Genomic DNA, 26,849 nt, shown 5'->3' on the forward strand with positions numbered 1-26,849 from the left:
CGCTTCAATCCTAGTCTGAGATGAGTTCAACACCCATACGCCAGCGGCGCTCGGCGCCGGGCTTGATACGGACGATGCCAGGCTTATCCCAGATTTCGCCGTCAAAGCCCGCCGGATCGGAATGGCCCTGCCAGGGTTCGATGCAGACAAAAGGCGCGCCCGGTTTCGACCAGATGCCGAGATGCGGCGTATTGGGAAAACTGATCTTCAGTCTCGGTCCCTCGCCCGCTCCGTAGATGACGCTGCGGCTCGCAAGCTCCGTGAAAATCAGCGCGTCCTTGGTGAAAAGGTCGTCGCGCAGAAGAAGCTCGTGGCCTTTGATCGGGCTTGCGAGCGGCGCCGGCTCGAGAAGGCCTTGCGCGTTCAAGAGCCGCAAAGGCCCCTTCTCTTCGCGCTCAAAGGCAATGCGATAATCGGCGCGCGGCGCGCCATAGGGTAGCGGCCACAGAAAAGCCGGGTGATAGCCGAAGCTCGCCGGCATGTCTTTCGAACCCGTATTGACGATATCCGCCGATATATCGAGCCGGTTGCCGGACATCGAAAAGTTCAGATCGAGCCTGAACTCGAACGGATAGACGGCGCGCGTCTCGTCATCGGCTTCGAGGCGGAACACCGCATGATCCGCTCCGCTTTCGGCGAGCGCAAACTTTCGCCTGCGGCCGAAACCATGGCGCGGCAGTGTGTAGGCGTTGCCGTCGACGCGATAAGTGTCGCCGTTCAGCGTGCCGATGATGGGAAAGAGAATGGGCGCCCGGCCGGGCCAGACGGCGGGATCGCCGTTCCACAACAGATCGCGTCCCGTCTCATCGCGCAGCGATGAAAGTTCGGCGCCGAGCGGGTTGATAGAAGCGGAAAGGCCGCGACCCGCGATGGAAATCACATCGGGGGACACGGCCTTCTCTCAATCTCAGTTGTCGAGGAAGCTGCGGAGCTTGCGCGAGCGCGAGGGGTGCTTCAGCTTGCGCAGCGCCTTCGCCTCGATCTGGCGAATACGTTCGCGCGTCACCGAGAACTGCTGGCCGACTTCTTCCAGCGTGTGGTCGGTGTTCATGCCGATGCCGAAGCGCATGCGCAGCACGCGCTCTTCGCGCGGCGTCAGCGTTGCAAGCACGCGCGTCGTCGTTTCGCGAAGGTTCGACTGGATCGCCGCATCGATCGGCAGGATCGCATTCTTGTCTTCGATAAAATCGCCGAGATGCGAATCTTCCTCGTCGCCGATCGGCGTTTCGAGCGAGATCGGCTCTTTGGCGATCTTCAGAACTTTGCGCACTTTTTCGAGCGGCATTGCGAGCTTTTCCGCCAATTCTTCCGGCGTCGGCTCACGGCCGATTTCGTGCAGCATCTGGCGCGAGGTGCGGACGATCTTGTTGATCGTCTCGATCATATGGACCGGGATGCGGATGGTGCGCGCCTGGTCAGCGATCGAGCGGGTGATCGCCTGACGGATCCACCACGTCGCATAGGTCGAGAATTTGTAGCCGCGGCGGTATTCGAACTTATCGACCGCCTTCATCAGGCCGATATTGCCTTCCTGAATGAGATCGAGGAACTGCAGGCCGCGGTTTGTATATTTCTTGGCGATGGAGATGACGAGGCGGAGATTCGCTTCGACCATTTCCTTCTTGGCCTGACGCGCTTCCTTCTCGCCCTTCTGCACCATCTGGACGATCTTGCGGAATTCACCGATCTCGAGACCGGTTTCGGCCGCCAGCGTCTGCACATCGGCGCGGATATTCTTGATGTGGTCCTTCTCGTTGCCGATGAAGTCCTTCCAGCCGCGCGCCGCGAGCTTGCCGACACGGCGGATCCAGTTCGGATCGAGCTCGGAGCCCTGGTGCTGCTTCAGGAAATCGACGCGGTCGACGCCATAGCTGTCCGCAAGGCGGAACAGGCGGCCTTCAAGCGAAACGAGGCGCTTGTTGATGTCGTAGAGCTGCTCGACCAGCGCTTCGATGCGGTGCGCATTGAGCGACAGCGATTTCACGTCTTCGACGATCTGATCTTTGAGCGTCTTGTATTTGCGTTCCTGCGCCGGCGTCAGGCGCGCATTCTGCATGCGCTGCTCGACATTGGCGTCCTGCAGGCGGCGCAGCTTCTTATAATTGTCGGCGATGTTGTCGAAGGTCTCGACGACCTGCGGCTTCAGTTCGGCTTCCATCGCGGCGAGCGAGGGATTGCCCTCATCATCCTCGTCGTCGAGATCGCCCATGGGCGGCGCATCGCCTTCCGGCAGATCGTCATCGCTCTCGCCCGGACGGCGCGCGCCCGGCTGTACCGGAGCACCCGGCACGGGAATGCCGCCCTCGCCCGTTTCGAGCGGCGCCGGAATGGCTTTCGCTTCGGGACCGGCATAGGTCGCTTCGAGATCGATGATGTCGCGCAGAAGAATTTTGGCGTCTGCGAGTTCGTCGCGCCAGATGATAATGGCCTGGAAGGTCAGCGGGCTTTCGCAAAGGCCCGCGATCATCGCCTCGCGGCCGGCCTCGATGCGCTTTGCGATCGCAATTTCGCCCTCGCGCGACAGAAGCTCGACCGAGCCCATTTCGCGCAGATACATACGAACCGGATCGTCGGTGCGGTCGGACGGTTCTTTCGCGGTCGAGGTGGTCGCAACAGCGCGCGGCGCCGTCTCGACGACATCGCCACCCTCATCGTCATCATCGTCGTCCGCGCGGTCGCCTTCGCTCTCGGCTTCTTCGGCGTCGACGACATTGATGCCCATCTCGCTGAGCATCGCCATGATGTCTTCGATCTTGTCGGGATCAGTCTGATCGGACGGCAGAACTTCGTTCAGTTCGTCGTGGGTAACGTAGCCGCGCTTCTTGGCGGCTTTGATCATCCGTTTTACAGACTGGTCGTTGAGGTCGAGGACGGCGCCATCGGGTCCCTCCGTTGCGGGAGTTTCCGGGGCCTCTTCCTTGGTCGCGGCTTTATTGGCTGCCATGTGTTCCGTATCTCTCACGGGCCGCGGCCCGGTCCAATCCAAATATAGCGCACAGCCCGCGGGTGAATATCCGCACGCGAATCTGTGCCCTGTTCTTGTCTGCGAACCGTATTAAATCGCGATTAACCACGCCAAACGGCTCGAATCTATCAGAAACTCCGCGCAGGCCGGCCCGAGGCAGCGCCGAAGCCCTCAATTGTGGACTCCGTGCCCTCAACCGTCCTGAGTTGATGCTGGATATCCGCGAGGCGCGAAAAATTCTCCTCGCTCAGGTCCTGCCCCAGAGCGGCCTCTGCCGCGCGAAGCTCCTTATTTAACGCATGAGCCTTCTGATGCAAGGCAAGGCTATGCAGGAAGCCTGTCTCGGCATCGAGGTCGTCTGCCGCAGGGGCCGCCCACCAGAGGCCGGGGGTCAGGGCCGCCTCGGCCCGGGCCAGGCTCGCGGATAGACCAGCACGGGCAATGGCGGCCTCCATCAATTCCTGGCTGTCCCCCTCCCCATGGGCCGCGGCGTCGATGGCGGCCCCCCTGAGGCGGGCCAGATCCGGCGAAGTCAGCTCGATTTCGGACAGGGTTTCGGCGTGGCGCTCGATCAGGCGGGGGTGGCGGATAAGGGCCACGAGGAGCGCCGCTTCCCGGACCTTGATCCGGCCGGCCCCGGCGGCCTGCCTCAATCCGGCGCTCGGACGGATGGCCTCGCGAAGACCTGCTTTCGGGCGCCGCTCGCCATTATTCCAGGGGCGGCGCTGAAACGGCACGGGAGCATTGACCGGCTGAGGCGCAAACATCTGAAACTTCTCAGCCATTGCCGTCATATAGTGCCGGCGCACCGTCTCGTCCTGGATGAGTTTGACGAGATCCTTGATGCGGCGCTCGAGCGCCGCCCGGCGCTCCGGCGTATCGGTTGGGCCGGCGTCCAGCTCCCGCTCCCACAGCACATCGACCAGAGGCCGCGCCTGGGCGATGACATTTTCCATAGCGTCGCGGCCCGCCGCCTTCACCAGATCGTCCGGGTCCTGCCCGTCGGGAAGAAAGGCAAAGCGCAGCGAGCGACCGGGCTTCAGATGCGGCAAAGCGGTATCGACCGCACGGTGCGCGGCACGCTGGCCGGCTTTATCGCCGTCAAAGCAGAGCACCGGCTCCGGGCCCATACGCCACAACAGCTCCATCTGACCTTCCGTCAGGGCCGTGCCGAGACCTGCCACCGCATTGCCGATACCCGCCTGCGCCAGCGCGATCACATCCATATAGCCCTCGACGGAAATCGCGTTTCCGGCCTGATGCGCGGCGGTGCGAGCTCTGTGGTGATTGAAGAGGACATGGCCTTTGTGAAAGAGCGGGGTCTCGGGCGAATTGAGATATTTCGCTTGCGCATCGGCCTGCATGGCGCGGCCGCCAAAGGCGATAATGCGCCCGCGCGCATCCTGGATCGGGAACATGATGCGATCCCGGAAACGATCGAACGGCTCGCCGATATCCTCGCCATGGATGACAAGGCCCGTTTCCATCAGGGCCTCGATCGGAATGTTCTGCGCCAGCAGATGGGCCTTCAGCCCGTTGCGGTCTCCCGGCGCAAAGCCGAGGCGGAATTCGGTGCGCGTTGCCTCCGTCAGGCCGCGCTTGTCGAGATAGGCGCGCGCCGCCTGTCCGGCGCGGCCGGCCAAAGCCGCCTCGAAATATTTCGCCGCCATGTCCATGACATCGACGAGGGTGCGCTTGCGCTCGGCACGTTCCTGCTCCTGCGGCGCGGATTTCGGCACTTCGAGACCGGCCTGCCCGGCCAGCCGCTCCACGGCTTCGGGAAAGGAGACGCCTTCCGTTTCCATGAGAAACCGGAAGATGTCTCCGTGCTTACCGCTTGAAAAACAATGATAAAACCCCTTTGCGTCATTGACGAAAAAGCTCGGGGATTTCTCTTTGTTGAAGGGCGACAGGCCGGCCCATTCGCGCCCTTTTTTCTTCAGCTGGACGCGCCGCCCCACGACTTCCGACACCGGAAGCCGGGCGCGGATCTCATCGAGGAATTCGGGGGTGAAGGCCATGCGCCATTATAGTGCGCTATTGGTGCACCCAATAAGGTCCGAACGTCGCGATGCCGCCCTGTGGACAACCGAATCAGGCGCGGACGAGATGCCGGTTCCAGTGCTTCTCCAGCGCCCGGAAGAGATGAACGAGGATGAAGGACAAAGCGAGATAGATGATGCCCGCGGCGGTGAAGATTTCGACCGGGGTGTAGGTTTTGGCGATGATCGTGCGCGCCATGCCGGTGAGATCAAGCAGCGTGACGGTTGAGGCCAAGGCGGATGCTTTGAGCATCAGAATGACTTCATTGCCATAGGCCGGCAGCCCGATGCGCGCCGCGCGCGGAAGAATGATCCGCCGATAGGCCGCAAGGCGCGACATGCCGAGCGCCCGCGTTGCTTCAATCTCGCCCGCCGGCACGGCCATAATGGCTCCGCGCAGAATTTCGGAAATGTAAGCGCCGGTGTGCAGGCCCATCGTCAGCACCGCGCACCAATAGGGATCGCGCAGCACGGTCCAGAAGATGCTGTTCCTCACCGCTTCGAACTGACCGAGCCCGTAATAGACAAGGAAGAGCTGAACGAGGAGCGGCGTGCCGCGAAAGAAGAAGATATAGGCGTAAGGCAGACCGTAGACGAGCGGATTGGGAGACACGCGCGCCAGCGCCGTCGGCAGCGCGATCACAAGCCCGATGATGCCCGACACGACAACGAGCTGAATGGACAGCACCGCTCCGAGCAGAAGCTGCGGGAAATAATGAAGCATGAGCTCGAAATTCATGCGTTTACCCGCCGAATTCCGCGGTTCACGCGCTTTTCGAGAATATGCAACACCCCGGTCGCAACGACGGTGATGCCGAGATAGATCAGCGCGGCGGTCAGATAAAAGGTGAAGGGCTGTTTGGTGACGCCGGTCGCAACCGATGCCTTGCGCATCACTTCTTCAAGGCCGATGACCGAGACGAGCGCGGTGTCCTTCATCATCACCATGAAGAGATTGCCAAGGCCCGGCAGCGCAATGCGCCAGAGCTGCGGCAGGATGATCTTCCAGAAGATGCGCGTCTTGCCGAGGCCGAGCGCCTGCCCCGCCTCCATCTGGCCGTTCGGAATCGTCAGCAGCGCGCCGCGGAAAACTTCCGTGGCATAGGCGCCGAAACAGATGCCGAGCGCCAGCGTTCCGGCGGCAAACGGATTGAGCTCGACATAGCCGCCACCGAACCAGCCGGAGATTGCCGTCAATACGCCGCTCGAGCCGAAATAGATCAGAAGGACGACGACGAGCTCGGGAATGCCGCGAAACACGGTCGAGTAAAAATCGCCGATCCAGCGCAAAACGCGCAGCGACGACGATTTAAGCGTCGCACCGAACAGGCCGAGGCTGAGACCCAGAACAAGCGAAGCAAGGGCCAGCTGGATCGTCATCCAGGTGCCCAGCGCCATCTGATGGCCGAAGCCGTAAAGATCGATCATCGGCGTCCGGAGGGAAGAAGGGCCGTCCACTTAAACTTGGCTGTTGCCGAGTTAAGCACATGAAACCCCAGCTCAGGCAAGCCCGAGCCAGGTGGACGGCCCTTTGTTGCGATCAGCGAATCGAGAAGGGGAAGTACTTCTTATTGATCGTGTCGTAGGTGCCGCTTTCGATAACCTTTTTGAGAGCGGCGTTCAGCTTGGCGAGGAGCTCCTTGTCTTCCTTGCGCACGGCCATGCCGATCTTGTCGTCATCGAACACCGGCTTGTCCTTGAACTCGAAGTTCTTGCCGGTCGGGCTCTGCAGCCAGTCATAAGACAGGAAGGCGTCGGCGAGCACCGCATCGGTGCGGCCCGCTTCAAGATCGAGCCAGGCATTTTCCTGCGTGTCGTAGAGCTTCACATTGGTGCCGGCGCCGATGTTCTTTTCGATCCATTCGGCGGCGATCGTCGCGCGCTGCGCGCCGATGATCTTCTTTTTCAGGTCTTCGGGTTTCACCGAGAGCTCTGTGCCCTTCTTGGCGACGAACTGAAGCTTGTTCGAATAATAGGGGTCGGTGAAGTTCACGACCTTTTGGCGTTCTTCGGTGATCGACATGGACGCGGACACGAAGTCGAACTTCTTGTTCACGAGCGCGGGGATCATGCCGTCCCAATCCTGGGTGACGACGGTGCAGGTCACCTTCATCTCAGCGCACATCGCCTGCGCGATGTCGATGTCGAAGCCGACGACATTGCCGGCGGTGTCCTTTGTGTTGAAGGGCGGATAGGCGCCTTCCGAACCGATTTTCAGCGTCGTCTGGGCGGACGCCGCCGTAACGCTGAGCGCGGCAAGCGCGGCCGCGGCGATGACAGTGAATTTCATGTTGGTACGGGCTCCCTGTTATTGTCCTCGCGCTGTGTTGCCATGAACTGTTTGCAGCGCGGAGATTGCGGATTGTCAAAAACCTGTTGCGGCGTCCCCTGCTCTTCGATCCGTCCGGCATGCAGGAAGATCGTTCGCGTGGAGACGTTGCGGGCAAAGCGCATTTCGTGGGTCACGAGCAGCATCGTGCGCCCTTCCTGGGCGAGCGCCTGAATGACGCCCAGGACTTCGCCGACCATCTCGGGGTCGAGAGAAGATGTCGGCTCATCGAACAGAATGATCTTCGGTTCCATAGCAAGTGTACGTGCAATGGCGGCGCGCTGCTGCTGGCCGCCCGAGAGCATCATCGGATAGCTCTGCGCCTTGTCGCCGATGCCGACTTTCGCAAGCAGCTTCTCGGCCCGCAAAACGGCCTCGGCATAGGACAGACCGAGCACCTGCATCGGCGCTTCGATGATGTTCTGCATCACGGTCATATGGGGCCAGAGATTAAAATTCTGGAACACGAAGCCGAGATTGGCTCTGAGCCGCGAGATCTGGCGCGCATCTGCCGCGCACAGCGTGCCGTTACGCTGGCGGCGCATACGTATTTCTTCGCCGTGCAGCGTGATCCTTCCCTCATCGGGCGTCTCAAGCAGGTTCAGGCAACGTAGAAGAGTCGATTTGCCGGAGCCCGACGTCCCGATGATGGAGATGACGTCGCCGGTGCGGGCCTCGATATCGATGCCCTTCAAAACTTCGAGAGCGCCGTAGCGCTTCGTTATGCCTTTCGCCTCAAGTGCGGGCGAAGCGGCCGCCGGATCGGGCAAATACGCCCCCTTATATTTACGCGGGCCAGTCTGTGCGGGACCGTTCCTTGTGTCAAATCAAGGCACTCCGGCGTTCGCAAACACCGTGCCAGCAATGCAATACCAAGTTGCAATAAAAAAGCCCGGCGTGAAGCCGGGCTTTAGTCGGAGTGAAGCTCCGCGGTCTGATCAGACCGTCTTCAAATTCGCAGCCTTGGTCTTACCGCGATCGGCAACAACTTCGAACTCGACCTTCTGGCCTTCGTTCAGAGTGTAGATGCCGGCCTGCTCAAGAGCCGTTGCGTGGACGAACACGTCCGGGCCGCCGGTTTCCGGTTGGATGAAGCCGTAGCCCTTTTGCGAATTGTAGAACTTCACAGTACCCGTGGTAGCCATGTGATCTGGCCTCCTAAAAGCATGCCCGACAGGCATGCGCCGCAAATTCGAATTTTGGTGGACTTGCAGCACGAAGGCAGACAAGGCAGTCCAAAAATCCGTCTCATTAACCCGCGGGACAACCCGCCCGCGGGTGCCTCTAAATGGAGCACGGGTCGGCTAAAGGCAAGATCGCGAAACCTGAAAAGAACTTCGCTTCAGGTGCGAAAAATCATTTTGACGTAGTCGCGATAGAGAAGAATTTGGCGCGGCAAAATGCTCGGATCGCGCAGCGCGCGGCCGATGATGAGCGCACCTTCAACCAAAGTTGCAGCCATATCGGCGAGCGCATCGAGATCGACGTCCTCCTTGGGCGCCCGTATTTCTACGATGGCGGCAAACCGCGCGCGGAACCTGCGCCGCCAGATCAGAAAGCTTTCCGCATTCATGTCGCGGATGTGCTGATCGAACAGCTGATCCTGATAGCAAAAGCTCGCGGCAAGGCAGCCGGGATGATTCTCCGGCAGATCGGCGAGACATTCGGCGAAGAGTTTCAGGCCGACAAGAAAGCCGTGCAGCGGATCGTCGTGGAGCTCATCGCCGCGCGCGAAAATTTCGTCGAGCAGCGCGGCATCGCGTTCGAGGTAGCGCAGCATCATCGCCCGCGCGAGTTCGTTCTTATCCTTGAAGTGATAGAAAAAGCCGGACTTCGTGATGCCGACTTCAGCGATCAGCTCCTCGATCGAGGTGGCGGTGAAGCCTTTTGCCAATACGGCGCTTTCCGCCGCTTCGAGAAGGCGGTCGCGGGTCTCAGAGCGTTTCTTGATCGGCGTGTCGAGCATGGCTGCACCTGTACCGGAGGTGCAGTTAGTGCCAAAGTTGTGTTTCCGGAGTATTTCAAGCGCCCAGGGCAAAAAGGGCAACGCGCTGCTTTTACAGCGAATTTGCGTTTATTGAGGCCCTCTACCGCAAGCTTTCTAGGCGCATAGCCCCCCTCCCCATAGTTTCGCGCCCGGGTGGAAAGCCTTTGGAGGGGCTCATGGCGAAGTACAGACAGAACCTGCCGCAGCTCGGCGATGCGGTCTTTCTGACCGATAGCGGCTTAGAAACGACACTGATTTTCCTCGACGGAATAGAGCTTCCCTATTTCGCGAGCTTTCCGCTTCTGAAGACATCCGACGGCAAAAAGCGCCTGCGCGACTATTACGATCTTCATGCCGGCATGGCGGTGCGCGGCGGCATGGGCTTTGTGCTGGAGACGCCGACCTGGCGTTGCAATCCCGACTGGGCGCAAAAGCTCGGCTATACGCTGGCCGAAACCGACAAGGCCAACCGCGATTCCGTTTCGCTGATGGCAGAGGTGCGGCGCGATTTCGAAACCCCGACATCACCCATGGTGATCTCGGGAAATATCGGCCCGCGCGGCGACGGTTATGATCCCGGCAAGATCATGAGTTCGGACGAAGCGATGCGCTATCACGCGCCGCAGATCGCAAGCTTCAAGGCGGCGGAAGCCGATATGGTCTCGGCCTTTACGATGACGAATGTGCCGGAAGCCGTCGGCATCGTGCGCGCCGCAAAGCGCGCCGGTATGCCGGTTGCGATTTCGTTCACGCTGGAGACCGACGGCAAACTGCCGGGCGGCCTGACACTGCGCGATGCGATCGAACTCACCGACGCGCAGACCTCGCATTACGCGGCCTATTACATGATCAATTGCGCTCACCCGACGCATTTCGAGACCGCACTGAAGGCCGGCGAGGCCTGGACACGCCGCATTCGTGGCCTCCGTGCCAATGCCTCAAAGCGCAGCCATGCCGAACTCGATGCGTCGCCCGATCTCGATGCGGGCAATCCGGCGGAACTTGGCCAGCAATATCGCGATCTGCGCCGCATTTTCCGCGGCATTACGATCGTCGGCGGCTGCTGCGGCACCGATCATCGGCATGTTCATGAAATCGCCCGCTGGTGCGAGGCTGTGTCTGCCTGATTGGGCCCGCCTGATCTGGACCGCCTGATTTCCGCCATGGCCGGCGCAGAGTAATCTGCGCCGGCCATGCGATTCCTCATCCCGATCCTTCTCATCCTATCCGTCCTGCCCGCAAAGGCGCAGGACAAGGCCAAGCTTCAATCCGAATTCGCGGGCTGGCTTGAGCAAAAAGTGTGGCCGGATGCACAAAAGGCCAAGGTCTCGCGCCAGACCTTCAATCTCGCTTTCTCCGGCATCGCGCTCGATTTCTCCCTGCCCGATCTCGCCCCGCCCGGCGCGCCTCCGGCCAAGGAGCAGCGCCAGCCGGAATTTCAGACGCCGGGCCGCTACATCACCGAGGAAAAACTTGCGCCGCTGATCGCCGGCGGCCGCGCCCGCCTGACCCAGTGGAAGAAGACGCTCGATACGGTCGAAAAGAAATATGGCGTGCCGCGCGAAATCATCGTCGCCATCTGGGGCCGCGAAACGGGCTTCGGCGCGGTGGGCGGCAACAAGAACGCCATCCAGGCGCTGGCAACGCTCAGCTTCATCGGCGCGCGCCGTGACTATTTCTATCCCGAGCTCATCGCCGCGCTGCAGATCCTCGAAGGCGATCATTTGCCTCTGTCGGAGCTGAAAAGCTCCTGGGCCGGCGCGATGGGCCAGCCACAATTCCTGCCGTCGAAATTTTTGCGCTTTGCCGTCGATCAGGACGGTGACGGGCGGCGCGATATCTGGACATCGGCGCCTGACACGCTCGGCTCGATCGCCAATTTCCTGAAAGGCCATGGCTGGGTCGCCGGCCGCCACTGGGGTACGGAAATCGCGGCGCCTGCCGCCATCTCCTGCACCTATGAAGGGCCGGACAAGCCGCGCCCCGTCTCCGAATGGCTCGGCATGGGCGCAAAGCCCAAAACGGATGCCCTGTCGCGCGCGCCGCAGCTTGCCGGTCACCTTCTCATGCCGGCCGGCCGTCACGGCCCGGCTTTTCTCGTTTCAGAGAATTTCTACGTTCTGAAGACCTATAATGAGTCGGATATGTACGCGCTGTTCATCGGCCATCTCGCCGACCGCTTCACATCCGACGCGAAGATCGGAAGCAGCTGGGACCAGCTGTCCGGCTTTGACCGCTCGGATGTCCGCGTGATGCAGCAGCGCCTTGAGAAACAGGGGCACGATGTCGGCACGACGGACGGGCTTGTCGGTTTCCGTACGCGCGTTGCGCTGGGCATCTGGCAGCAGAAGAAGGGCGAAGCGCCCACCTGTTTTCCGGATGCCGCTCTCGTCGAGCGCGCCGGGAAGTAATTTTCGGCGTCAGCTCTTGCGGCCGATAATATCGGCCTTCGGATCGTGGATCATATAGCCGTTGCGGCCTGTGCGCTTGGCCTGGTAGAGCGCCGCATCCGCTTTCCCGACCGCATCGCCGAGAAGATCGTATTCGGACACCATGGTGCCGCCGATCGAAACGGACAGATCGAGCGGATTGCCGTCCGGCATCATCATGGGATCGGCATTGACCGCGGCGATAAGCTTGCCCGCCATCAAAGCCAGCGAGGTTTTGTTGACGTCGCTTGCCAGAATGATGAACTCATCGCCACCCCAGCGCGCACAGATATCGTAATCTCGCAGAGCGCCGGAAATGCGGGTCGCGACTTCGATGATCGCAAGATCGCCGGTCTGATGGCCGTAGCTGTCGTTGATCGATTTGAAGCGGTCCATATCGACGATCAGGACACCGATATGGCGGCCGCTGCGCTGCGCACGGTTCTGCTCTTTGGCGAAAGCATCGGAAAAGCCGCGCCGGTTCCAGATCTCGGTCATTGGATCAAGGAAAGCGAGCCGCTCCAGCTTCTCGGTGCGCTCCTTCACCATGCCTTCGAGAACATGGGTCTTTTCGCCGACAACCGCGGCCATATGCGTAAACGCCCGCGACAGCGAGCCGATCTCATCCTGACGCGCATCGGCGGGAATGTTGAAATCGCCTTCTGTGACCCGGCGCGTTCCGGCCTCAAGCCGCGCCAGACGGTCGAGCACGCTGCGCTTGAACAGGAATGCGAGCAGCGCCGCCGTCGCCAGCAGCATGGCGACAAGCAGAAAAGCGATCGGCCGGAACAGGCGCCAATCGATGATCTCGTTGATGTCCATCAAAGTGACGTTGAACCAGCCGAGACGATCGAGATAACCGACGCCGACAAGGAAGGTGTGGCCGTCGACCTTCATGAAATCGGAGCGCACCAGAACCTTGCCGGCGGACACTTCGTTCATCATCGCGCGCAGCGTTGCGCGGTCGGCATCGTTGTCGACCAGCCCGAAGATCGTCTTCTTCGATTTCAGGTTCTTTGTGATGGAATGAAAATCGACCTGGCGCGGATCGCGATGCGCCTGCACCGCGCCGTTCAGATCGACGAACATCGACGTTACGCCCGTCTGCGGGATATCGACGACTTCGCGGATGAACTGGGTGAGATCGACGCCGGTGCCGAGAACGCCGACGACATCGCGCCCGTCGCGCACGACGCAATTGATCCAGACCTTGGTGACTTTCAGATTGTCGTCATGATCGACGTTCAGGTGGCAGCCCGATTCAAGATTGATCGTGTTGTAGAACCAGCCGTCGCGCGGATTATCCTCGGAGAGCGTGTAGCGCTTCTGCGCGCCGGCATAGGCATTGTTCGCATCGTTGAAATAGTAATTTCCCGAACGCCGGATCGCGAAGAAATAGGACCGGTCCTTGAACGAGGTCCGGTAGTGCTCGAGTTCGGCGAGGCCGCGGGCGGCCCGCTCACTGCTGTCCTCCTCGCGCGCCCACTCGATGATGGCGGGCGAGCGCGCGGCGGTCTCAGCCAGCGAAACTTCGCGCATCAGGCTTTCCAGTCCGCGGTAACGATCGAACAGGATCTGCTTTTCGGCAAAGAGGGTGCCGATCTTCACAACGGTCGTATCGATGATCCAGAAAAAGGCGGCCGCGGCCGGCACGGCGATCGCAAGCAGCGACATCAGAACGAGCGCAAGCACGCGCCCTTTCAGGCCCGCCGGATAAAGCGGCCATGCCCCCCGATGCTTCATCGCCTTCCCCAAGGCTTCGCGGGATTTGATTCGTCCCGTCTCAATACTCATCGTACTCATCCCTACTGTGCGCAAGTTGATGCTTAGTTGCAAAAGGGATGAGGAACCCTCCTGTAAAAGTCCGCGTTCTCCTTATAATCAAGCAAGGAGGTCCGACATGAACTGGGACATGATCGAAGGCCAGTGGAAGCAGTTCAAGGGCAATGCCAGAGAGACGTGGGGTAAACTGACGAGTGACGATCTCGATGTGGTCGCCGGCAAGCGCGATCAACTCGTCGGCCTCGTGCAGGAGCGCTACGGCTACGCCAAGGACAAGGCCGAGAAAGAGGTCGACACCTGGTCGCGCCGTTTGCACGTCCGGTATGAGGATGCCGGACCGCAGCCGTAACGGTTAGGCGGCGTCCTCGAGCACCTCATCCGTCACGACTTCGAATTTGACGAGCTGGTTCGGCCCAAAAGCGGTCGACAAAGCTACGTCCGTCGCATCGCGGCCACGCGCCATGACAATGCGGCCTATACGCGGATGATTGTGGCGCGCGTCGAAAGTATACCAGGTGCCACCGAGATAGACTTCAAACCAGGCCGAGAAATCCATCGGCGCCGGATCTTTCGGAACGCCGATATCGCCAAGATACCCGGTGCAGTAGCGCGCCGGGATGTTCATGCAGCGACAGAGTGTAATGGCAAGATGCGCGAAGTCGCGGCAGACGCCGATCCTGTCATTATAGCCGCCGAACGCCGTTCGTGTCGCGCAGGCATGCTCATAACCGAACGTGATGCGGTTATGGGCGTAATCGACAATGGCCTGAACGAGCGGCCAGCCTTTCGGCACGGAGGAAAATTCCTTCCAGGCGATGTCGAGAAGGTGCTCGGTGTCGCAATAGCGGCTGCCCAAAAGGAAGAGCAGCACATCGTCCGGAAGATCTTCGACCTGATGCTGAAGCGCCTGCGGCGCGTAGATATCGGGCTCGCCGCTGTCGTGGATGAAGAAATCGGTTTTCACGCTGAAACGGCCGGGCGGCGCCAATACGCGCGTGCAGATATTGCCGAAACTGTCCTTGTAGTCGCGATGGGCGGCATCGGGACTGAAGGTAAAATGCTGCGGCGACAGAAGATCAGGCAAGCGGCTGGGATGCACGCTCAGCATCAGGATCATCGGGGTCGATTGCGGGAGTTCGAATGCGATATCGAACCCGCAGTGGATTTTCATGAAACCTGCTCCATCGCGCCTCTTCTGAAACTGTGCCTTCAGTTCTCAGAAGCAAGACGGGTGCCGCTTTCGGCCCCGGTCAACGCAAAGGCAGGCGAGACGTTCCCTCAGACGGCGGCGTAGCGGCGCTTGTCGAGCGCGATCTCGGACACGTCGACCGAGACTTCCATGCCGAGAACATCGTCCAGATTGCCGGTCCAGGTGCCCCAGAGAGGGATGGCCTGGCGGGGGTCGCGGGCGACGGCGACGCGGATCAGATCCTTGTTGCCGATAATGCCGTTGGTCGGATCGAACTCCACCCAGCCGGCGCCGGGCAGATAGACCTGAACCCAGGCATGGGTGTTGCCGCCGCCGATATGGCCGGCGTGATCGGGAACATAGAGATAGCCGGAGACAAAGCGCGCGGCGAAGCCGAGCGCCCTCACCGCCTCCATCATCAGGACCGCGAAATCGCGGCACGAGCCGCGGCCGGTCGAGAGCGTCGTGATCGGGTCCTGCGTGCCGGCTTCCTGGCGGCCCACATAGACAAAGCTCTCTTTGATCGCGTGGGTAATGTTCATCAGAAGCTGGCCCGTCGGCGTCTCGCCGTCGCTGTCGAGGAAGCGGCGAACCCAGCGGTCGATCTCATGCCCCGGATCGAAATAATGACGCTCGATCGAACGGGCGAGATCGGGCATTTCCTCCGGCCCATAAGTGAACGGATAGCTGCGGGCATAATCTTCCATGCGGAAGTCCGGCGTGTTGGCCGGCAGATGATCGAGCAGCACATCGCTGTCGAAGGTCAGCGTGTCGGCCTCCTGGCCAAAGCTCGCAAGCGCCACGACATTGCCCATCACGTCATGGATCCAGCGCAGATCGACCGGTTCGGGCGTGATGCGCAGCCGCATATCGATCAGGCGCTGGTCATAGCTTTCCTGCGGCCGGAACATCATCCGGTGCTCCCCGAAGGAGACCGGGCGCCGGTAGCGGTAGGTCGTGACGTGGCGGATCGAAAGTCTTGGCATAACCGAGTTTTAGCCCCCGCCCCCGAGTCATGCCAGCGGCAAGCCGAAGTTAAGGTGAAGACCAGAAGTGGAGTGCTTCCAACCTTTTACCTACTTCCAATTGTCTAGACGCCGCATCTGCCTGGCCTGGCGTCCCGCCCGCTAGAAGCCCCCAAGCGGAAAATTGGGGCCGGCCGGGGATTAAAGCCCGCGTCGGCGGCGTATAGGGCGCATGAGCGGAAAAGGGTTCAATGTCACGGGGCAGCTGCCGGCGCTTAAGCGCTATGCGCGGGCTCTGACGCGCGACGAGACCGAGGCCGAAGACCTCGTTCACGACACCGTTCTGCGCGCCTATGAAGGCCGCGGCAGCTTCCGCCGGGACGGCGATCTCAAGCGCTGGCTGTTTTCCGTCCTCCACAACACCTTTGTCTCCGGTCGCCGCAGTGCCCGCGCGCAGCAAAAGCGTCATGACAGCGTGGCCGAACTCACTGAGATGCAAACCGGCGCATCGCAGGAAGCGAGCCTTCGTCTCAATCAGATCCGCGCCGCCTTTTCCGCCCTGCCCGGCGAGCAGCGCGAAGTTCTTCACCTCGTCGCGATCGAAGGTCTCGCTTACGGCGAGGCTGCCGAAATTCTCGGCGTGCCGCTCGGCACGCTGATGTCGCGGCTCGGCCGCGCCCGCGCCGCGCTGCGCGCCTTCGAAGCCGGCGAGACGAATGTTGTGTCCCTTAAGCTTGTGCGAGGCGGCGATGGCGAAAAGTGACAACGGGATCGGCGATGCCGAACTGAACGGCTATGTCGACGGGCAGCTCGATGCGGCGGGCCGTATCGAAGTCGAAGATCATCTCGCGCGCCATCCTGAACTTGCGGCGCGCATCATGGCGGACCTGAGGACGCGCGATGCGCTGCGCCTGGCCTTTCCGCTCGATGCGGAGCCGGCGCAGCGCGCGACGCTGCATGCCGCAAGGAAGCTCGAAAGCGCGCTCGGCCTGCGCCGTTACGTGCCGCTTTTCGGTCGCCTTGCGGCAGCCGTCGTCTTATTCGCGCTCGGCTGGAGTTCTTCGCTCGGCTGGCAGGCGATGACCCGCGCGCCAAACCAGACGGCCATGCTGCAGGAAGCGAGCAGGCTTGGCGATGAGCTCGGCGTGCGCCTGCCGCGTCTGCCGGAAGGCTGGCAGGTTCTATCGGCCGTGCGCACCGACACCACGCAAGGCCCTGGCGTGCGTCTGACTTTCCGCACGCCTGAGTTCGGCAATCTTTCGCTGATCGCGCGCGCAACGCGTGACGTCGACTTCGTGTGGCCGACCGTCAATACGGGCGAAGACTCGAAGATCCATTGGCAGCTCATTTCAGACAGCTACGAGCTGACCTCCAACCTCTCCGGTAAGCCGCTCGAATTTGCGGCGCTGGAACTCTACCAGACGCTCTACTGAGCGGGTGGCAACCCCGAAGAAGCCGGCGCAAAGCCGGCCTGAAGTAGCTTGAACAGGAGAAACGTCCCAGTGAGTGAGAAAGCAAATCCGGCCCTGAGGCCGAACGTATCCGAATCCACGCGATGGATTCAGCTTGCCGTCGGCGTCGTCTGCATGATTGCGACCGCCAATATCCAATATGCGTGGACACTTTTCGTCCCCGAAATCCAGCAGACTTTCGGCTGGGAGCGCGCATCGATCCAGATCGCGTTCACGATCTTCGTCATCGTCCAGACCTGGCTTGCGCCGATCGAAGGCTATTTCATCGATAAGTTCGGCCCGCGGCTGATGGTGGCGTTCGGCGCCGTGTTCATCGGTCTTGCCTGGATCATCAATTCGCAGGCCACGAGCCTTACGGGCTTTTACATCGGCGCTGCCATCGGCGGCATCGGCGTCGGCTCGATCTACGCGACCTGCATCAACAACGCGCTGAAATGGTTCCCGGACCGCCGCGGCCTTGCCGTCGGCCTCACCGCGGGCGGCTACGGCGCGGGCTCTGCCGCAACCATCCTGCCGATCGCGGCGATGATCGACAGCTCGGGCTTCCAGGAAACCTTCTTCTTCTTCGGCATTCTGCAGGGCTCGCTCGCCTTTGCGGCGGCCTGGTTCCTGCGTTCGCCGAAAAAGGAAGAGATCAAGACCTCCGACAAGATCGTCCAGTCGCGCCGCGACTACACGCTGAAGGAAGCGATGAGCACCAGGCTCTTCTGGCTGATGTTCTTCATGTTCATCTGCGTCGTCACCGGCGGCATGATGGCGGTCGCCCAGCTCGGCGTCATTGCCCAGGACCTCGGCGTGAAGGAGTTCGAGGTCAATATGTACTTCTTCACCATGGCGGCCCTGCCGCTCGCTCTGATGCTCGACCGCATCATGAACGGCATTTCGCGTCCCCTGTTCGGCTGGATCTCCGATAATATCGGTCGCGAGAAGACGATGGTCATTGCGTTCACGCTCGAGGGCCTCGGCATCATCGCGCTCGGCTATTTCGGCCACAATCCGTGGGCGTTCCTCTTCCTGTCGGGTCTCGTCTTCCTCGCCTGGGGCGAAGTCTATTCGCTGTTCTCGGCGCTGGCGGGCGATGCCTTCGGCACCAAGCACATCGGCAAGATCTACGGCGTGCTCTACACGGCCAAAGGCATAGGTGCGCTGTTTGTGCCGGTCGGCAATCTTCTGATGGAGGCGACGGGTACCTGGTCGACTGTTCTTTATACGGTCGCGGCCATGGACCTTCTGGCCGCCTTCCTCGCGATTGTCGCTTTGCGGCCGATCTATGCGGCGCATGTGAGCCGATCGACCGTGAGCAAAAAGACGACCCGTACCGACGATCTCGGCGACGCCGTCGCGGCGCCGTCCCACTAACCGAATTGGCGCCGGCCTCGCGTCCGGCGCTAATCGCGGAATATTTCCGCGTTTCCCCCTCTGGCCCACCTCCCAAGACGGGCCAGAAAACTTTAAGGCAGGCTCCCGGTAAGGGATGCCTGCCTTTTTTCTTGATGGCAGATGATCAGGCGACGCGGGCTTGGGCGATCTCGCTTTTGTCGCGCAGCATGGCGGTGATGTCTTTCGCCGGCATCGGACGACCGAACGCATAGCCCTGGCCATAAGTACAGCCAATGGCGGCGAGCATTTCGGCGACAGCTAGATCCTCGATGCCCTCCGCGGTCACCGGAAGCCTGAGGTTGAGCGCGAGCGCCACAATTGCCGAGACGAGCTTGCGGCTGTCTTCATTGTTCAGAAGATCGGTGACGAAAGAGCGGTCGATCTTGATCTTGTCGAAGCGCAATTCGTGCAAATTCTGCAGGCTTGAATAGCCGGTGCCGAAATCGTCGAGTGCGATGCGGATACCGAGATTGCGGAAATTCTGCATCACCTGCTGCACTGCCTCGAAATCCTGGATCAGCGCATCTTCCGTGATCTCGATTTCGATACGTTTCGGCGCGATGCCGTAATCCATGGCGATGCTCGCCATCAGCGTCGGCAGCAAAGGATCGCTGAGCTGGCTCGGCGACAGATTGACCGAAAGCATCATATCTTCCGGCCAATGGCGCGCATCGCGGCAGGCCGCGCCGAGGACATGACGCGTCAGCGGTTCAGCGAGGCCGACTTCCGTCGCAACGCCGATGAACACGCCCGGCGGCAGGATGCCCTTGGAAGGATGGTTCCAGCGCGCCAGAATTTCGAGGCCGACGATGCGGCCCGTCTTGAGCTCGATGATGGGCTGGTAGAACGGGATGATCTCGCCGGCGCGGATGCCGGCGCGCAATTCCGTTTCGAGCGTCACGCGGCTCTGCAGCTCGGCATGCATGCTCTTCTCAAAGAAGCGGAACCCGCCGCGCTCATCGCGCTTGCCGCGATACATCGCAAGGTCGGCGGCGCGCAACAGCTCGTCAGGGCCGGACGCATCGCGGCCCGACAGCGCAACGCCGACCGTGCCGCCGATTTCGACATGACCTTTGGTGACGGCAAAGGGCGTTGCCATAGCGCGGACGACCTCCTTCGCGACCTGGCGCGGACGATCGCACCCCTCGCCGCCGCAGACGAGCACGATCGCAAATTCGTCGCCGCCGAGACGCGCGACGAGATCGCCCTCCTCCTTCAATTCGTTGAGGCGCCTTGCGGCTTCGCGCAGCACCGCATCGCCGACGGGATGGCCCATCAGATCGTTGACGGGTTTGAACTTGTCGAGGTCGAGCACAAGCAGCGCGACCTTCTCTTCGGAATCGGCTGCGAAAACCTGCTCGAGCCGGTCGGCGAGAACGCGCCGGTTGGCAAGGCCCGTGAGTTCATCGCGCTGGGCGAGATCGCCGAGCCTTGCATTGGCCTCCCCGAGCCTGCGGTTCTTTTCGACGATGAGCGCTTCATTGCGCGCCAGAAGATCGGCTGTGTGATTGAAGGTGTGCGCGAGTTCGGCAAAATCGCCGGGCAACTGCGCCGTGTCCACGCGACGGTTGCGGTCTCCCGCGCCGAAGGCCGAGGCCGCCGCGGTCAGCGCCTTGATCGGGCGCAGGATGGAGCGTTCGGCCATCATCCAGGCAATGGTGAACAGGATCAGAAAGAACAGAATGGCCTTGAGCGTTTCCGCCTGAGTGATCCGGTACACCGGCGCGAGGAGCTTATCCTCGCGGAAGCCGAGGATCAGGCGCGCCTGGGTGCCCGGCAGCCGCGTCGAGGTGTAAAGACGGCGGATGCCGTCCGGCCCCGCGCCGAAGATCGGCCGGCTGTCCTGCTCGGCAAGCCGCCGGAACAGGCTTTCCTGCGACAGATTGCGGCCTGTCATGTCCTGGTTGCGGATATCGGCCGAGACCACCGTGCTCATGCTGTCGACGAGAAGCACCGTCGTATCCTCGCCGCCGATGCTCCGTGTCACCTGGTCAAGCCAGCTGAGATCGATCGACAGGATAATGACACTGTCGACACTGCCGCTATCGTCCATACGCGGCGCGGCGGCGAGAACGACCGGTACTTTGTGGACACGGCCCACCACATAATCGCTGAGGACGAAGCCGCGCGTTTTCAGGACTTCCTGGAAATACGGGCGGTCGGCAAAATTGATCTTTCCTTTGGCCGGTCCCGAACTGCAGACGAGATCGCCGTTCGGGGCGGCGATCGTAATGGCTTTGAGCCATTTGCTGTCGGCGGCGATCTGGCGGAAGTCCTCGCCGCAGGCATCGATGCTCGGCGCAAGCTTTGTCACGACACCAAGGAGAACGCGCGCCGCAGACGCAAATTCGTATTGCTTGCTGGCCGCGTTCTGAGCGACGAGCATCATCCGGGCCTTTGCCTCTTCGATATGATGATCGCGCCGCGCTGTGATCTCGAGTGCGGAATCGAAGGCGAGCGCCGCCGCGGCGATCGCCATAATGACGATCAGACGGGCGCGGATACCGATCTTAAGCGGCCACCGCAGGCGCATGGAAACCCCCATATCCCGGAGGTTGCACCCGCAATGAATAACAACGTCTTTCGCTTTTCAGCGAGAATTGAGAATGGTTAGCGAATAAGAAGCGGAAAACCGCTGATTTTCCGGTACCTTATTGGCCCGATTGACTTTACGGACCCACTTCCCCTAGAAACCCATCCGTGCGGGCCCGGTGGGCCCGCGCTTTGTTTTGCACGCACCCGTGGCCTTTGCTTTCGAGCTTATGGCCTGTCGGCCCCCGAGAGGGGGTGTCTCAGGAGGGCGCGTCTCCAACTCGCATTCGAGAGGAACGCGACATGTCGAAGCGTCATGCTTCCAAGCACAAGATCGACCGCCGTCTTGGCGTCAATATTTTCGGCCGTCCGAAGAGCCCCGTTAACAAGCGCGAATACGGCCCCGGCCAGCACGGCCAGCGCCGTAAGGGCAAGATGTCGGACTTCGGCACGCAGCTGCGCGCCAAGCAGAAGCTGAAGGGCTCCTACGGCGATATCTCCGAGAAGCAGTTCCGCAAGATCTATCACGAAGCTTCGCGCATGAAGGGCGACACTTCGGCGAACCTGATCGGCCTTCTGGAATCGCGCCTCGACGCCATCGTCTATCGCGCCAAATTCGTGCCGACGATCTTCGCCGCCCGCCAGTTCATCAATCACGGCCACGTCAAGGTGAACGGCCGCCGGACCAATATCGGCTCGGCCCGCCTCAAGGTCGGCGATGTGATCGAGGTGAAGGAAAGCTCCAAGCAGATGGGCCTCGTTCTCGAAGCCATCGCGCTGACCGAGCGTGAAGTTCCGGACTATATCGACGCCGATCACTCCAAGATGACGGCCAAGCTGACCCGCGTGCCGGCACTGACCGATGTGCCCTACCCGGTCCAGCAGGAACCGAACCTCGTCGTCGAGTTCTACTCGCGCTAATTCGAGTTCGGGTTTTCAAAACAAAAAGGCCGCCCCAAGGGGCGGCCTTTTCAGTTTGGGCAGGACTTTCTATCGGCGAATGCCGCAGCGTACCGGCTGTGCCACGAACTCCACCTCTTCAAGGCCGAAGCCCGCCATCTCCAATAGGGGCATCAAATTGGAGTAGCCGTGCTCGGCCGCAAGATCGCGAGCATTGCGAAGATGAGCACGGATGAGGTCGGACGCGCTCGGTTCGATAAGCGCGGGCCTATCGATGGGAGAGTTGAGCGCGGATTTGGACATAACACGTCTCCGGGACTGGCATTTGCGCCGGCCCCAGCTACACGAACTCTCGCCCTGAGCGAAAGCTGGTAATTTCCACTACCCTTCGTGGTTACCCGTTCGTAGCTTGCTTTACGGGAAGTCCCTTGGAAGCCAGAAGCTGCTGCAGCTCGCCGGCCTGGAACATCTCGCGGACGATGTCGCAGCCGCCGATGAACTCGCCCTTCACATAGAGCTGGGGAATGGTCGGCCAGTTCGAGAACTGCTTGATGCCGTCGCGCAGGCCATCGCCCTCGAGCACGTTCACGTCCTTATAAGGCACGCCGACATATTCCAGGATCTGCACGACCTGGCCGGAAAACCCGCACATCGGAAACTGCTTGGTGCCCTTCATGAAGAGCACGACATCGTTGGTTTCGACATCCTGCTTGATCTGTTCGAGTGCGCTCATCGTGTCACCTATTGGGCCGGTTCAAGGCCGGCTGTGAAATGTGTCGGCTGCTATATAAGCACGCTTTTCCGGGATGTCAGGCCGGGTCAGTTCGGGGCCGAGGTCTGCAGCGCCAGGGCGTGGAGCACCCCGCCCATCCGGCCCTGAAGGGCGGCATAGACCATCTGATGCTGCTGGACCCGGCTTTTGCCGCGGAAGGCCTCGGAGACGACGATCGCCGAATAGTGGTCGCCGTCGCCGGCCAGATCCTTGATCGTAACCTCGGCGTCCGGCAGCGCCTCTTTGATCATCTTTTCGATGTCTCCGGCATCCATCGGCATGGATCAGTTCCCCTTCGCGCCGGCCATATAGGCCGGGAACCAGCCCTCATGGGCAGCTTTGAGATCGGCGACGGATATGGACTCAGCCGTAGGGAGCGTCAACGACGCCCCGCCGGTGGTGCCGAGGCGAAGCGCTGGCACGCCCGCGGTCTTGGCCGCACTGAGCACCGCCTCGCCGTCTTTGGCGGTCACGAGATATCGCGCCTGATCTTCGCCGAAGAGCACCGCATGGACGGGCCCGGCCGGCAGCGCATCGATCTTTGCGCCAATGCCGCTTGCCATCGCCATCTCGGCGAGCGCCACAGCCAATCCGCCATCCGACAGATCGTGCGCAGCCGACACCGCATTTTTGGCGATCAGCGCACGGACGAGATCGCCGTTCTTCTTTTCGACCGCAAGATCGACCGGCGGCGGGGCGCCCTCTTCCCGCTTTTCGATCAGCCAAAGATAAACCGACGAACCGAGCCAGCCTTTGGTCTCACCGAGAAGAATGACGGCTTCGCCCTCAGCCTTGAACGAGAGCGTTGCGGATTTCGCGACATCGTCGAGAACGCCGACACCGCCGATGGTCGGCGTCGGAAGAATGCCGCGGCCCTGCGTCTCGTTGTAGAGCGAGACATTGCCCGACACGACGGGGAAATCGAGCGCCGAGCACGCCGCGCCGATGCCCTTCAGGCACTGGACGAACTGGCCCATGATTTCCGGACGTTCGGGATTGCCGAAATTCAGATTGTCGGTGATCGCCAGCGGGCGGCCGCCGACGGCCGTGATGTTGCGCCACGCTTCGGCCACCGCCTGCTTGCCGCCTTCGAACGGATCGGCCTCGCAATAGCGCGGCGTCACATCGCAGGTCAGCGCAAGGCCCTTCGGCCCATCCTCGATACGTACAACAGCGGCATCGCCGCCCGGGCGCTGCACGGTATTGCCGAGGATCAGGTGGTCGTACTGCTCATACACCCAGCGCTTCGACGACAGCTCCGGCGAGCCGATCAGGGCTTTCAGAACGTCCGTCAGCGATTTCGGCGCCGGCACGTTTGCCGCATCGAGAACGGCGCGCTTTGGCGTCTCGACCCACGGACGGTCATAGAGCGGCGCCTGATCGCCCAGTTCCTTGATCGGCAGCACGGCCATTTCCTGGCCCTGATGCCAGATGCGGAATTTCAGATCGTCCGTCGTATGGCCGACGACCGCAAAATCGAGGCCCCATTTGCGGAAGACGGCTTCCGCAATGTCCTTCTTTTTGGGGTCGAGCACCATGAGCATGCGCTCCTGGCTTTCCGACAGCATCATCTCATAGGCCGTCATCGCGGCTTCCCGTGTCGGCACATTGTCGAGATCGAGGCGCACGCCGAGATCGCCTTTGGCGCCCATCTCGACGGCGGACGATGTGAGACCCGCCGCGCCCATATCCTGAATGGCAATGACCGAGCCCGTCTGCATCAGTTCGAGCGTTGCTTCCAGAAGGAGCTTTTCGGCAAAGGGATCGCCGACCTGAACCGTCGGGCGCTTTTCGTCCGAGCCTTCGTCGAATTCCGCCGAGGCCATGGTCGCGCCGTGAATGCCGTCACGTCCCGTCTTCGAGCCGAGATAGACAATCGGATTTCCGACGCCGGTCGCCTTTGCATAGAAGATACCGTCCGTACGGCAGATACCGACCGCCATCGCGTTGACGAGGATGTTGCCGTCATAGCGGGTGTGGAACCCCACCTGCCCGCCGACCGTGGGCACGCCGAAGGCGTTGCCATAGCCGCCAATGCCGGACACGACGCCCGAAATCAGATGCCTTGTCTTCGGATGGTTCGGATCGCCAAAGCGCAGCGCGTTCAGCGTCGCAATCGGCCGCGCGCCCATGGTGAAGACGTCGCGCAGAATACCGCCGACGCCGGTCGCCGCGCCCTGATAGGGCTCGATGAAGCTCGGGTGATTGTGGCTCTCCATCTTGAAGACGACGGCGATGCCATCGCCCACATCGATGACGCCGGCATTCTCACCCGGCCCCTGGATCACCCAGGGGGCTTTCGTCGGCAGGCCCTTCAGATGAATGCGCGAGCTCTTATAGGAACAGTGCTCGTTCCACATGGCCGAGAAAATGCCGAGCTCGGTCAGGGTCGGCTCGCGGCCGATCAGATCGAGAATCCGCTGATATTCATCGGGCTTAAGCCCGTGCTGGGCGACGAGTTCGGGAGTTATCGCAGGCGTATTGGGAATCATCGGGGACCGGTTTGGGCGCGTAAGCGTCGCAATAACCATACCCGCCTTGGCAGGCAAACCCCCGACAGACAAAAGCGCGCAGATGGCAAGTTTCCCACCGCCTGGAAAGTCTTACCTCAATTCTTAGAGTTTCTTGGAATTTTGAGGAGAATATGCGGAACAACTACGGTTAGTGAAAAGTAAATGTTCATAATTCTAGTCGCTTAGACGCTGATCCTTACAATTTTAATCAACAGTTTTACGCAATGGAGGCATCCAAGTAATAGGCTCCGCTCAATCTACTCGGGGGCCAAGGCCATGAATTCGATGATGAAACTCAAATCTTTCGCGAGCTGCCGCTCCGGTAACGTTTCAATGATGTTCGCAGCGGCAGTCCTGCCGATCGTCGGCACTATCGGATTTGCCGTCGACTACTCGCGCGCCGCGGAAGTCAAAGCGCAGCTCGTTGCGGCGGTGGACTCGACGGCGCTCGCACTCGCCCATTCCAGCGTCAACCTGACCGATGCCGAGTTGCAGAAGAAGGCCAACGACCTCTTCAAAGGCAATTTCAAGCCGGGTGAGGTCTCCTCAGACGGCACCGTCAAGGCCGAGCGCGGAACGGCGCAGCTCACCGTCAACGGTTCGGCCGAGCTGAAAACCTCGTTTTTGCGCGTCCTGAACATTTCGACCCTCGATGTCTCAGCGCACAGCAAAGTCATCTGGGGCGCCAAGCAGGACATCGAAGTCGTCATGGCGCTCGACAATACGGGCTCGATGGCCGGCAACAAGCTTTCCGAACTCAAGAAAGCTGCCAAGGAACTCGTCGATACGCTCGAAGCCAACAAGGGCAATTACAAGTCGGTGAAAATCGGCCTCGTCCCGTTCGCTTCGACGGTCCGCGTCACGCCGACCTCAAACACCTACAAGAACGCGACCTGGATCCGCTTCGATCAGGTCTCTTACGAAGAAGAAGTCTGCACGACCAAGAAAAAGAAGAATGGCGACACCTACCAGTCCTGCGAAGACGTGACCAAGACGCGCGACTTCAACAAGAGCGCCTGGCAGGGCTGCATCTGGGACCGCGACCAGCCTTACGACGTGGACGACACGACCGCAGACACGAGCAAATCGAAAACGCTGTATCCGGCGGTTGAGAGCTGCCCGTCTTCGGAGAGTGGCCTTCAGGTCGTGCAGCCGATGACGACGGACTTCAACAAGCTGCGCACGGCTATCAGCAACATGAACGCGGCCGGCACAACGAACGTCACGATCGGCATCAGCTGGGGCATGAGCCTGTTGTCGAACCAGAAGCCGTTCGATCAAGGGTCGGCGGCAACCACTGGCGACAACGCCGCGAAGAAGTATCTGATCATTCTCACCGACGGTGAGAACACCAAGAACCGCTTCACGACGAACACCGCGACGATCGACGCCCGCACCAAGCTCGCCTGCAAGGCGGCGCACGATATGGGCACGATCTTCACGATCCGCATGATCGACGGCGATGAAAGCCTGCTGAAGGCCTGCGCTTCGGACCCTGCCAATTATTACAATGTCGAGCAGGCTGCCGATGTATCGACGGCGTTCCGGGCGATCGGCAACGATATCGGCGGCCTTCGCGTCGCCGAGTAAAA

Annotated in this window: 25 protein-coding genes; 8 read left to right on the forward strand and 17 right to left on the reverse strand. The window is 61.1% G+C overall.

The genetic code is table 11. The features are described 5' to 3' along the window. Positions 1–10: 10 nt before the first annotated feature. The 9 genes from IZ6_RS11505 to IZ6_RS11545 all read right to left on the reverse strand — a co-directional run bounded on the left by IZ6_RS11505 (position 11) and on the right by IZ6_RS11545 (position 9,302). Positions 11–892: an aldose 1-epimerase family protein gene (locus IZ6_RS11505; RefSeq protein WP_225873895.1), complete on the reverse strand. Its 882-nt coding sequence runs from the start codon at positions 890–892 to the stop codon at positions 11–13. A gap of 15 nt (positions 893–907) precedes the next feature. Further along, the gene (rpoD, locus tag IZ6_RS11510; RefSeq protein WP_222875195.1) at positions 908–2,944 is read right to left on the reverse strand and encodes an RNA polymerase sigma factor RpoD; all 2,037 of its coding nucleotides are present in this window, start codon (positions 2,942–2,944) and stop codon (positions 908–910) included. Positions 2,945–3,093: 149 nt separating this feature from the next. Then, positions 3,094–4,986 (reverse strand): DNA primase, encoded by a 1,893-nt coding sequence (dnaG, locus tag IZ6_RS11515; RefSeq protein ID WP_222875196.1) that lies wholly within the window; start codon positions 4,984–4,986, stop codon positions 3,094–3,096. A 73-nt stretch (positions 4,987–5,059) separates the two neighbouring features. Continuing rightward, on the reverse strand, positions 5,060–5,746 hold the full coding sequence (locus tag IZ6_RS11520; protein ID WP_222875197.1) for an ABC transporter permease: 687 nt from the start codon (positions 5,744–5,746) through the stop codon (positions 5,060–5,062). After that, a complete protein-coding gene (locus IZ6_RS11525) occupies positions 5,743–6,435 on the reverse strand; it encodes an ABC transporter permease (RefSeq protein ID WP_222875198.1) in 693 nt (230 codons plus the stop codon). The genes IZ6_RS11520 and IZ6_RS11525 overlap by 4 nt, the downstream gene beginning before the upstream one ends. 112 nt (positions 6,436–6,547) lie before the next feature. Further along, the gene (locus IZ6_RS11530; RefSeq protein WP_222875199.1) at positions 6,548–7,297 is read right to left on the reverse strand and encodes a transporter substrate-binding domain-containing protein; all 750 of its coding nucleotides are present in this window, start codon (positions 7,295–7,297) and stop codon (positions 6,548–6,550) included. After that, a complete protein-coding gene (locus IZ6_RS11535; protein ID WP_222875200.1) occupies positions 7,294–8,106 on the reverse strand; it encodes an ABC transporter ATP-binding protein in 813 nt (270 codons plus the stop codon). The genes IZ6_RS11530 and IZ6_RS11535 overlap by 4 nt, the downstream gene beginning before the upstream one ends. 168 nt (positions 8,107–8,274) lie before the next feature. Next, positions 8,275–8,481, reverse strand: coding sequence for a cold-shock protein (locus IZ6_RS11540; RefSeq protein WP_222875201.1), 207 nt, complete (start codon positions 8,479–8,481; stop codon positions 8,275–8,277). 197 nt (positions 8,482–8,678) lie between these two features. Beyond that, positions 8,679–9,302 carry a TetR/AcrR family transcriptional regulator gene (locus IZ6_RS11545; RefSeq protein WP_222875202.1) on the reverse strand — a complete coding sequence of 208 codons (624 nt, stop codon included), beginning with the start codon at positions 9,300–9,302 and terminating at the stop codon, positions 8,679–8,681. A gap of 197 nt (positions 9,303–9,499) precedes the next feature. Here IZ6_RS11545 and IZ6_RS11550 point away from each other — a divergent pair, with 197 nt between their 5' ends. Beyond that, positions 9,500–10,450 (forward strand): homocysteine S-methyltransferase family protein, encoded by a 951-nt coding sequence (locus tag IZ6_RS11550; protein ID WP_222875203.1) that lies wholly within the window; start codon positions 9,500–9,502, stop codon positions 10,448–10,450. Between the two features lie 66 nt (positions 10,451–10,516). Beyond that, the gene (locus IZ6_RS11555) at positions 10,517–11,734 is read left to right on the forward strand and encodes a lytic murein transglycosylase (RefSeq protein WP_222875204.1); all 1,218 of its coding nucleotides are present in this window, start codon (positions 10,517–10,519) and stop codon (positions 11,732–11,734) included. A 9-nt stretch (positions 11,735–11,743) separates the two neighbouring features. Here the strand turns inward: IZ6_RS11555 and IZ6_RS11560 are convergent, their stop codons facing one another. Further along, positions 11,744–13,495, reverse strand: coding sequence for a GGDEF domain-containing protein (locus IZ6_RS11560; protein WP_222875205.1), 1,752 nt, complete (start codon positions 13,493–13,495; stop codon positions 11,744–11,746). A gap of 157 nt (positions 13,496–13,652) precedes the next feature. On the opposite strand from IZ6_RS11560, the gene IZ6_RS11565 reads away from it, so the two are divergent. Next, positions 13,653–13,883 (forward strand): CsbD family protein, encoded by a 231-nt coding sequence (locus IZ6_RS11565; RefSeq protein WP_222875206.1) that lies wholly within the window; start codon positions 13,653–13,655, stop codon positions 13,881–13,883. A gap of 3 nt (positions 13,884–13,886) precedes the next feature. On the opposite strand, the gene IZ6_RS11570 is transcribed toward IZ6_RS11565, so the two are convergent. Both IZ6_RS11570 and IZ6_RS11575 read right to left on the reverse strand, forming a co-directional pair. Further along, entirely contained in the window at positions 13,887–14,705 is an 819-nt protein-coding gene (locus IZ6_RS11570) for a transglutaminase-like domain-containing protein (RefSeq protein ID WP_222875207.1), read from the reverse strand. 107 nt (positions 14,706–14,812) lie between these two features. Beyond that, a complete protein-coding gene (locus IZ6_RS11575) occupies positions 14,813–15,709 on the reverse strand; it encodes a transglutaminase family protein (protein WP_222875208.1) in 897 nt (298 codons plus the stop codon). Positions 15,710–15,920: 211 nt separating this feature from the next. On the opposite strand from IZ6_RS11575, the gene IZ6_RS11580 reads away from it, so the two are divergent. The 3 genes from IZ6_RS11580 to oxlT all read left to right on the forward strand — a co-directional run bounded on the left by IZ6_RS11580 (position 15,921) and on the right by oxlT (position 18,519). Then, positions 15,921–16,451: a sigma-70 family RNA polymerase sigma factor gene (locus IZ6_RS11580; RefSeq protein ID WP_222875209.1), complete on the forward strand. Its 531-nt coding sequence runs from the start codon at positions 15,921–15,923 to the stop codon at positions 16,449–16,451. Beyond that, positions 16,438–17,121 carry a hypothetical protein gene (locus IZ6_RS11585; protein WP_222875210.1) on the forward strand — a complete coding sequence of 228 codons (684 nt, stop codon included), beginning with the start codon at positions 16,438–16,440 and terminating at the stop codon, positions 17,119–17,121. The genes IZ6_RS11580 and IZ6_RS11585 overlap by 14 nt, the downstream gene beginning before the upstream one ends. A gap of 153 nt (positions 17,122–17,274) precedes the next feature. Continuing rightward, complete coding sequence (gene oxlT, locus IZ6_RS11590; RefSeq protein WP_420825585.1) at positions 17,275–18,519, forward strand: oxalate/formate MFS antiporter; 1,245 nt, start codon at positions 17,275–17,277, stop codon at positions 18,517–18,519. Between the two features lie 145 nt (positions 18,520–18,664). Here the strand turns inward: oxlT and IZ6_RS11595 are convergent, their stop codons facing one another. Then, positions 18,665–21,073, reverse strand: coding sequence for a bifunctional diguanylate cyclase/phosphodiesterase (locus IZ6_RS11595; protein ID WP_222875212.1), 2,409 nt, complete (start codon positions 21,071–21,073; stop codon positions 18,665–18,667). A 302-nt stretch (positions 21,074–21,375) separates the two neighbouring features. Between IZ6_RS11595 and rpsD the strand changes: the two genes are divergently transcribed. Further along, the gene (rpsD, locus tag IZ6_RS11600; RefSeq protein ID WP_222875213.1) at positions 21,376–21,993 is read left to right on the forward strand and encodes a 30S ribosomal protein S4; all 618 of its coding nucleotides are present in this window, start codon (positions 21,376–21,378) and stop codon (positions 21,991–21,993) included. 69 nt (positions 21,994–22,062) lie between these two features. Here rpsD and IZ6_RS11605 read toward each other — a convergent pair whose 3' ends face one another. The 4 genes from IZ6_RS11605 to purL all read right to left on the reverse strand — a co-directional run bounded on the left by IZ6_RS11605 (position 22,063) and on the right by purL (position 25,236). Then, positions 22,063–22,275, reverse strand: a complete 213-nt coding sequence (locus IZ6_RS11605; protein ID WP_222875214.1) for a hypothetical protein — start codon at positions 22,273–22,275, stop codon at positions 22,063–22,065. 91 nt (positions 22,276–22,366) lie between these two features. Beyond that, positions 22,367–22,705: a Grx4 family monothiol glutaredoxin gene (gene grxD / locus IZ6_RS11610; protein WP_222875215.1), complete on the reverse strand. Its 339-nt coding sequence runs from the start codon at positions 22,703–22,705 to the stop codon at positions 22,367–22,369. 86 nt (positions 22,706–22,791) lie between these two features. After that, positions 22,792–23,025, reverse strand: coding sequence for a BolA family protein (locus tag IZ6_RS11615; RefSeq protein WP_222875216.1), 234 nt, complete (start codon positions 23,023–23,025; stop codon positions 22,792–22,794). Between the two features lie 3 nt (positions 23,026–23,028). After that, on the reverse strand, positions 23,029–25,236 hold the full coding sequence (gene purL, locus IZ6_RS11620) for a phosphoribosylformylglycinamidine synthase subunit PurL (protein ID WP_222875217.1): 2,208 nt from the start codon (positions 25,234–25,236) through the stop codon (positions 23,029–23,031). Between the two features lie 354 nt (positions 25,237–25,590). Between purL and IZ6_RS11625 the strand changes: the two genes are divergently transcribed. After that, a complete protein-coding gene (locus tag IZ6_RS11625) occupies positions 25,591–26,847 on the forward strand; it encodes a VWA domain-containing protein (RefSeq protein ID WP_222877619.1) in 1,257 nt (418 codons plus the stop codon). Positions 26,848–26,849: the final 2 nt, after the last annotated feature.

Source organism: Terrihabitans soli (genome assembly GCF_014191545.1).
GTDB lineage: Bacteria > Pseudomonadota > Alphaproteobacteria > Rhizobiales > Methylopilaceae > Flaviflagellibacter > Flaviflagellibacter soli.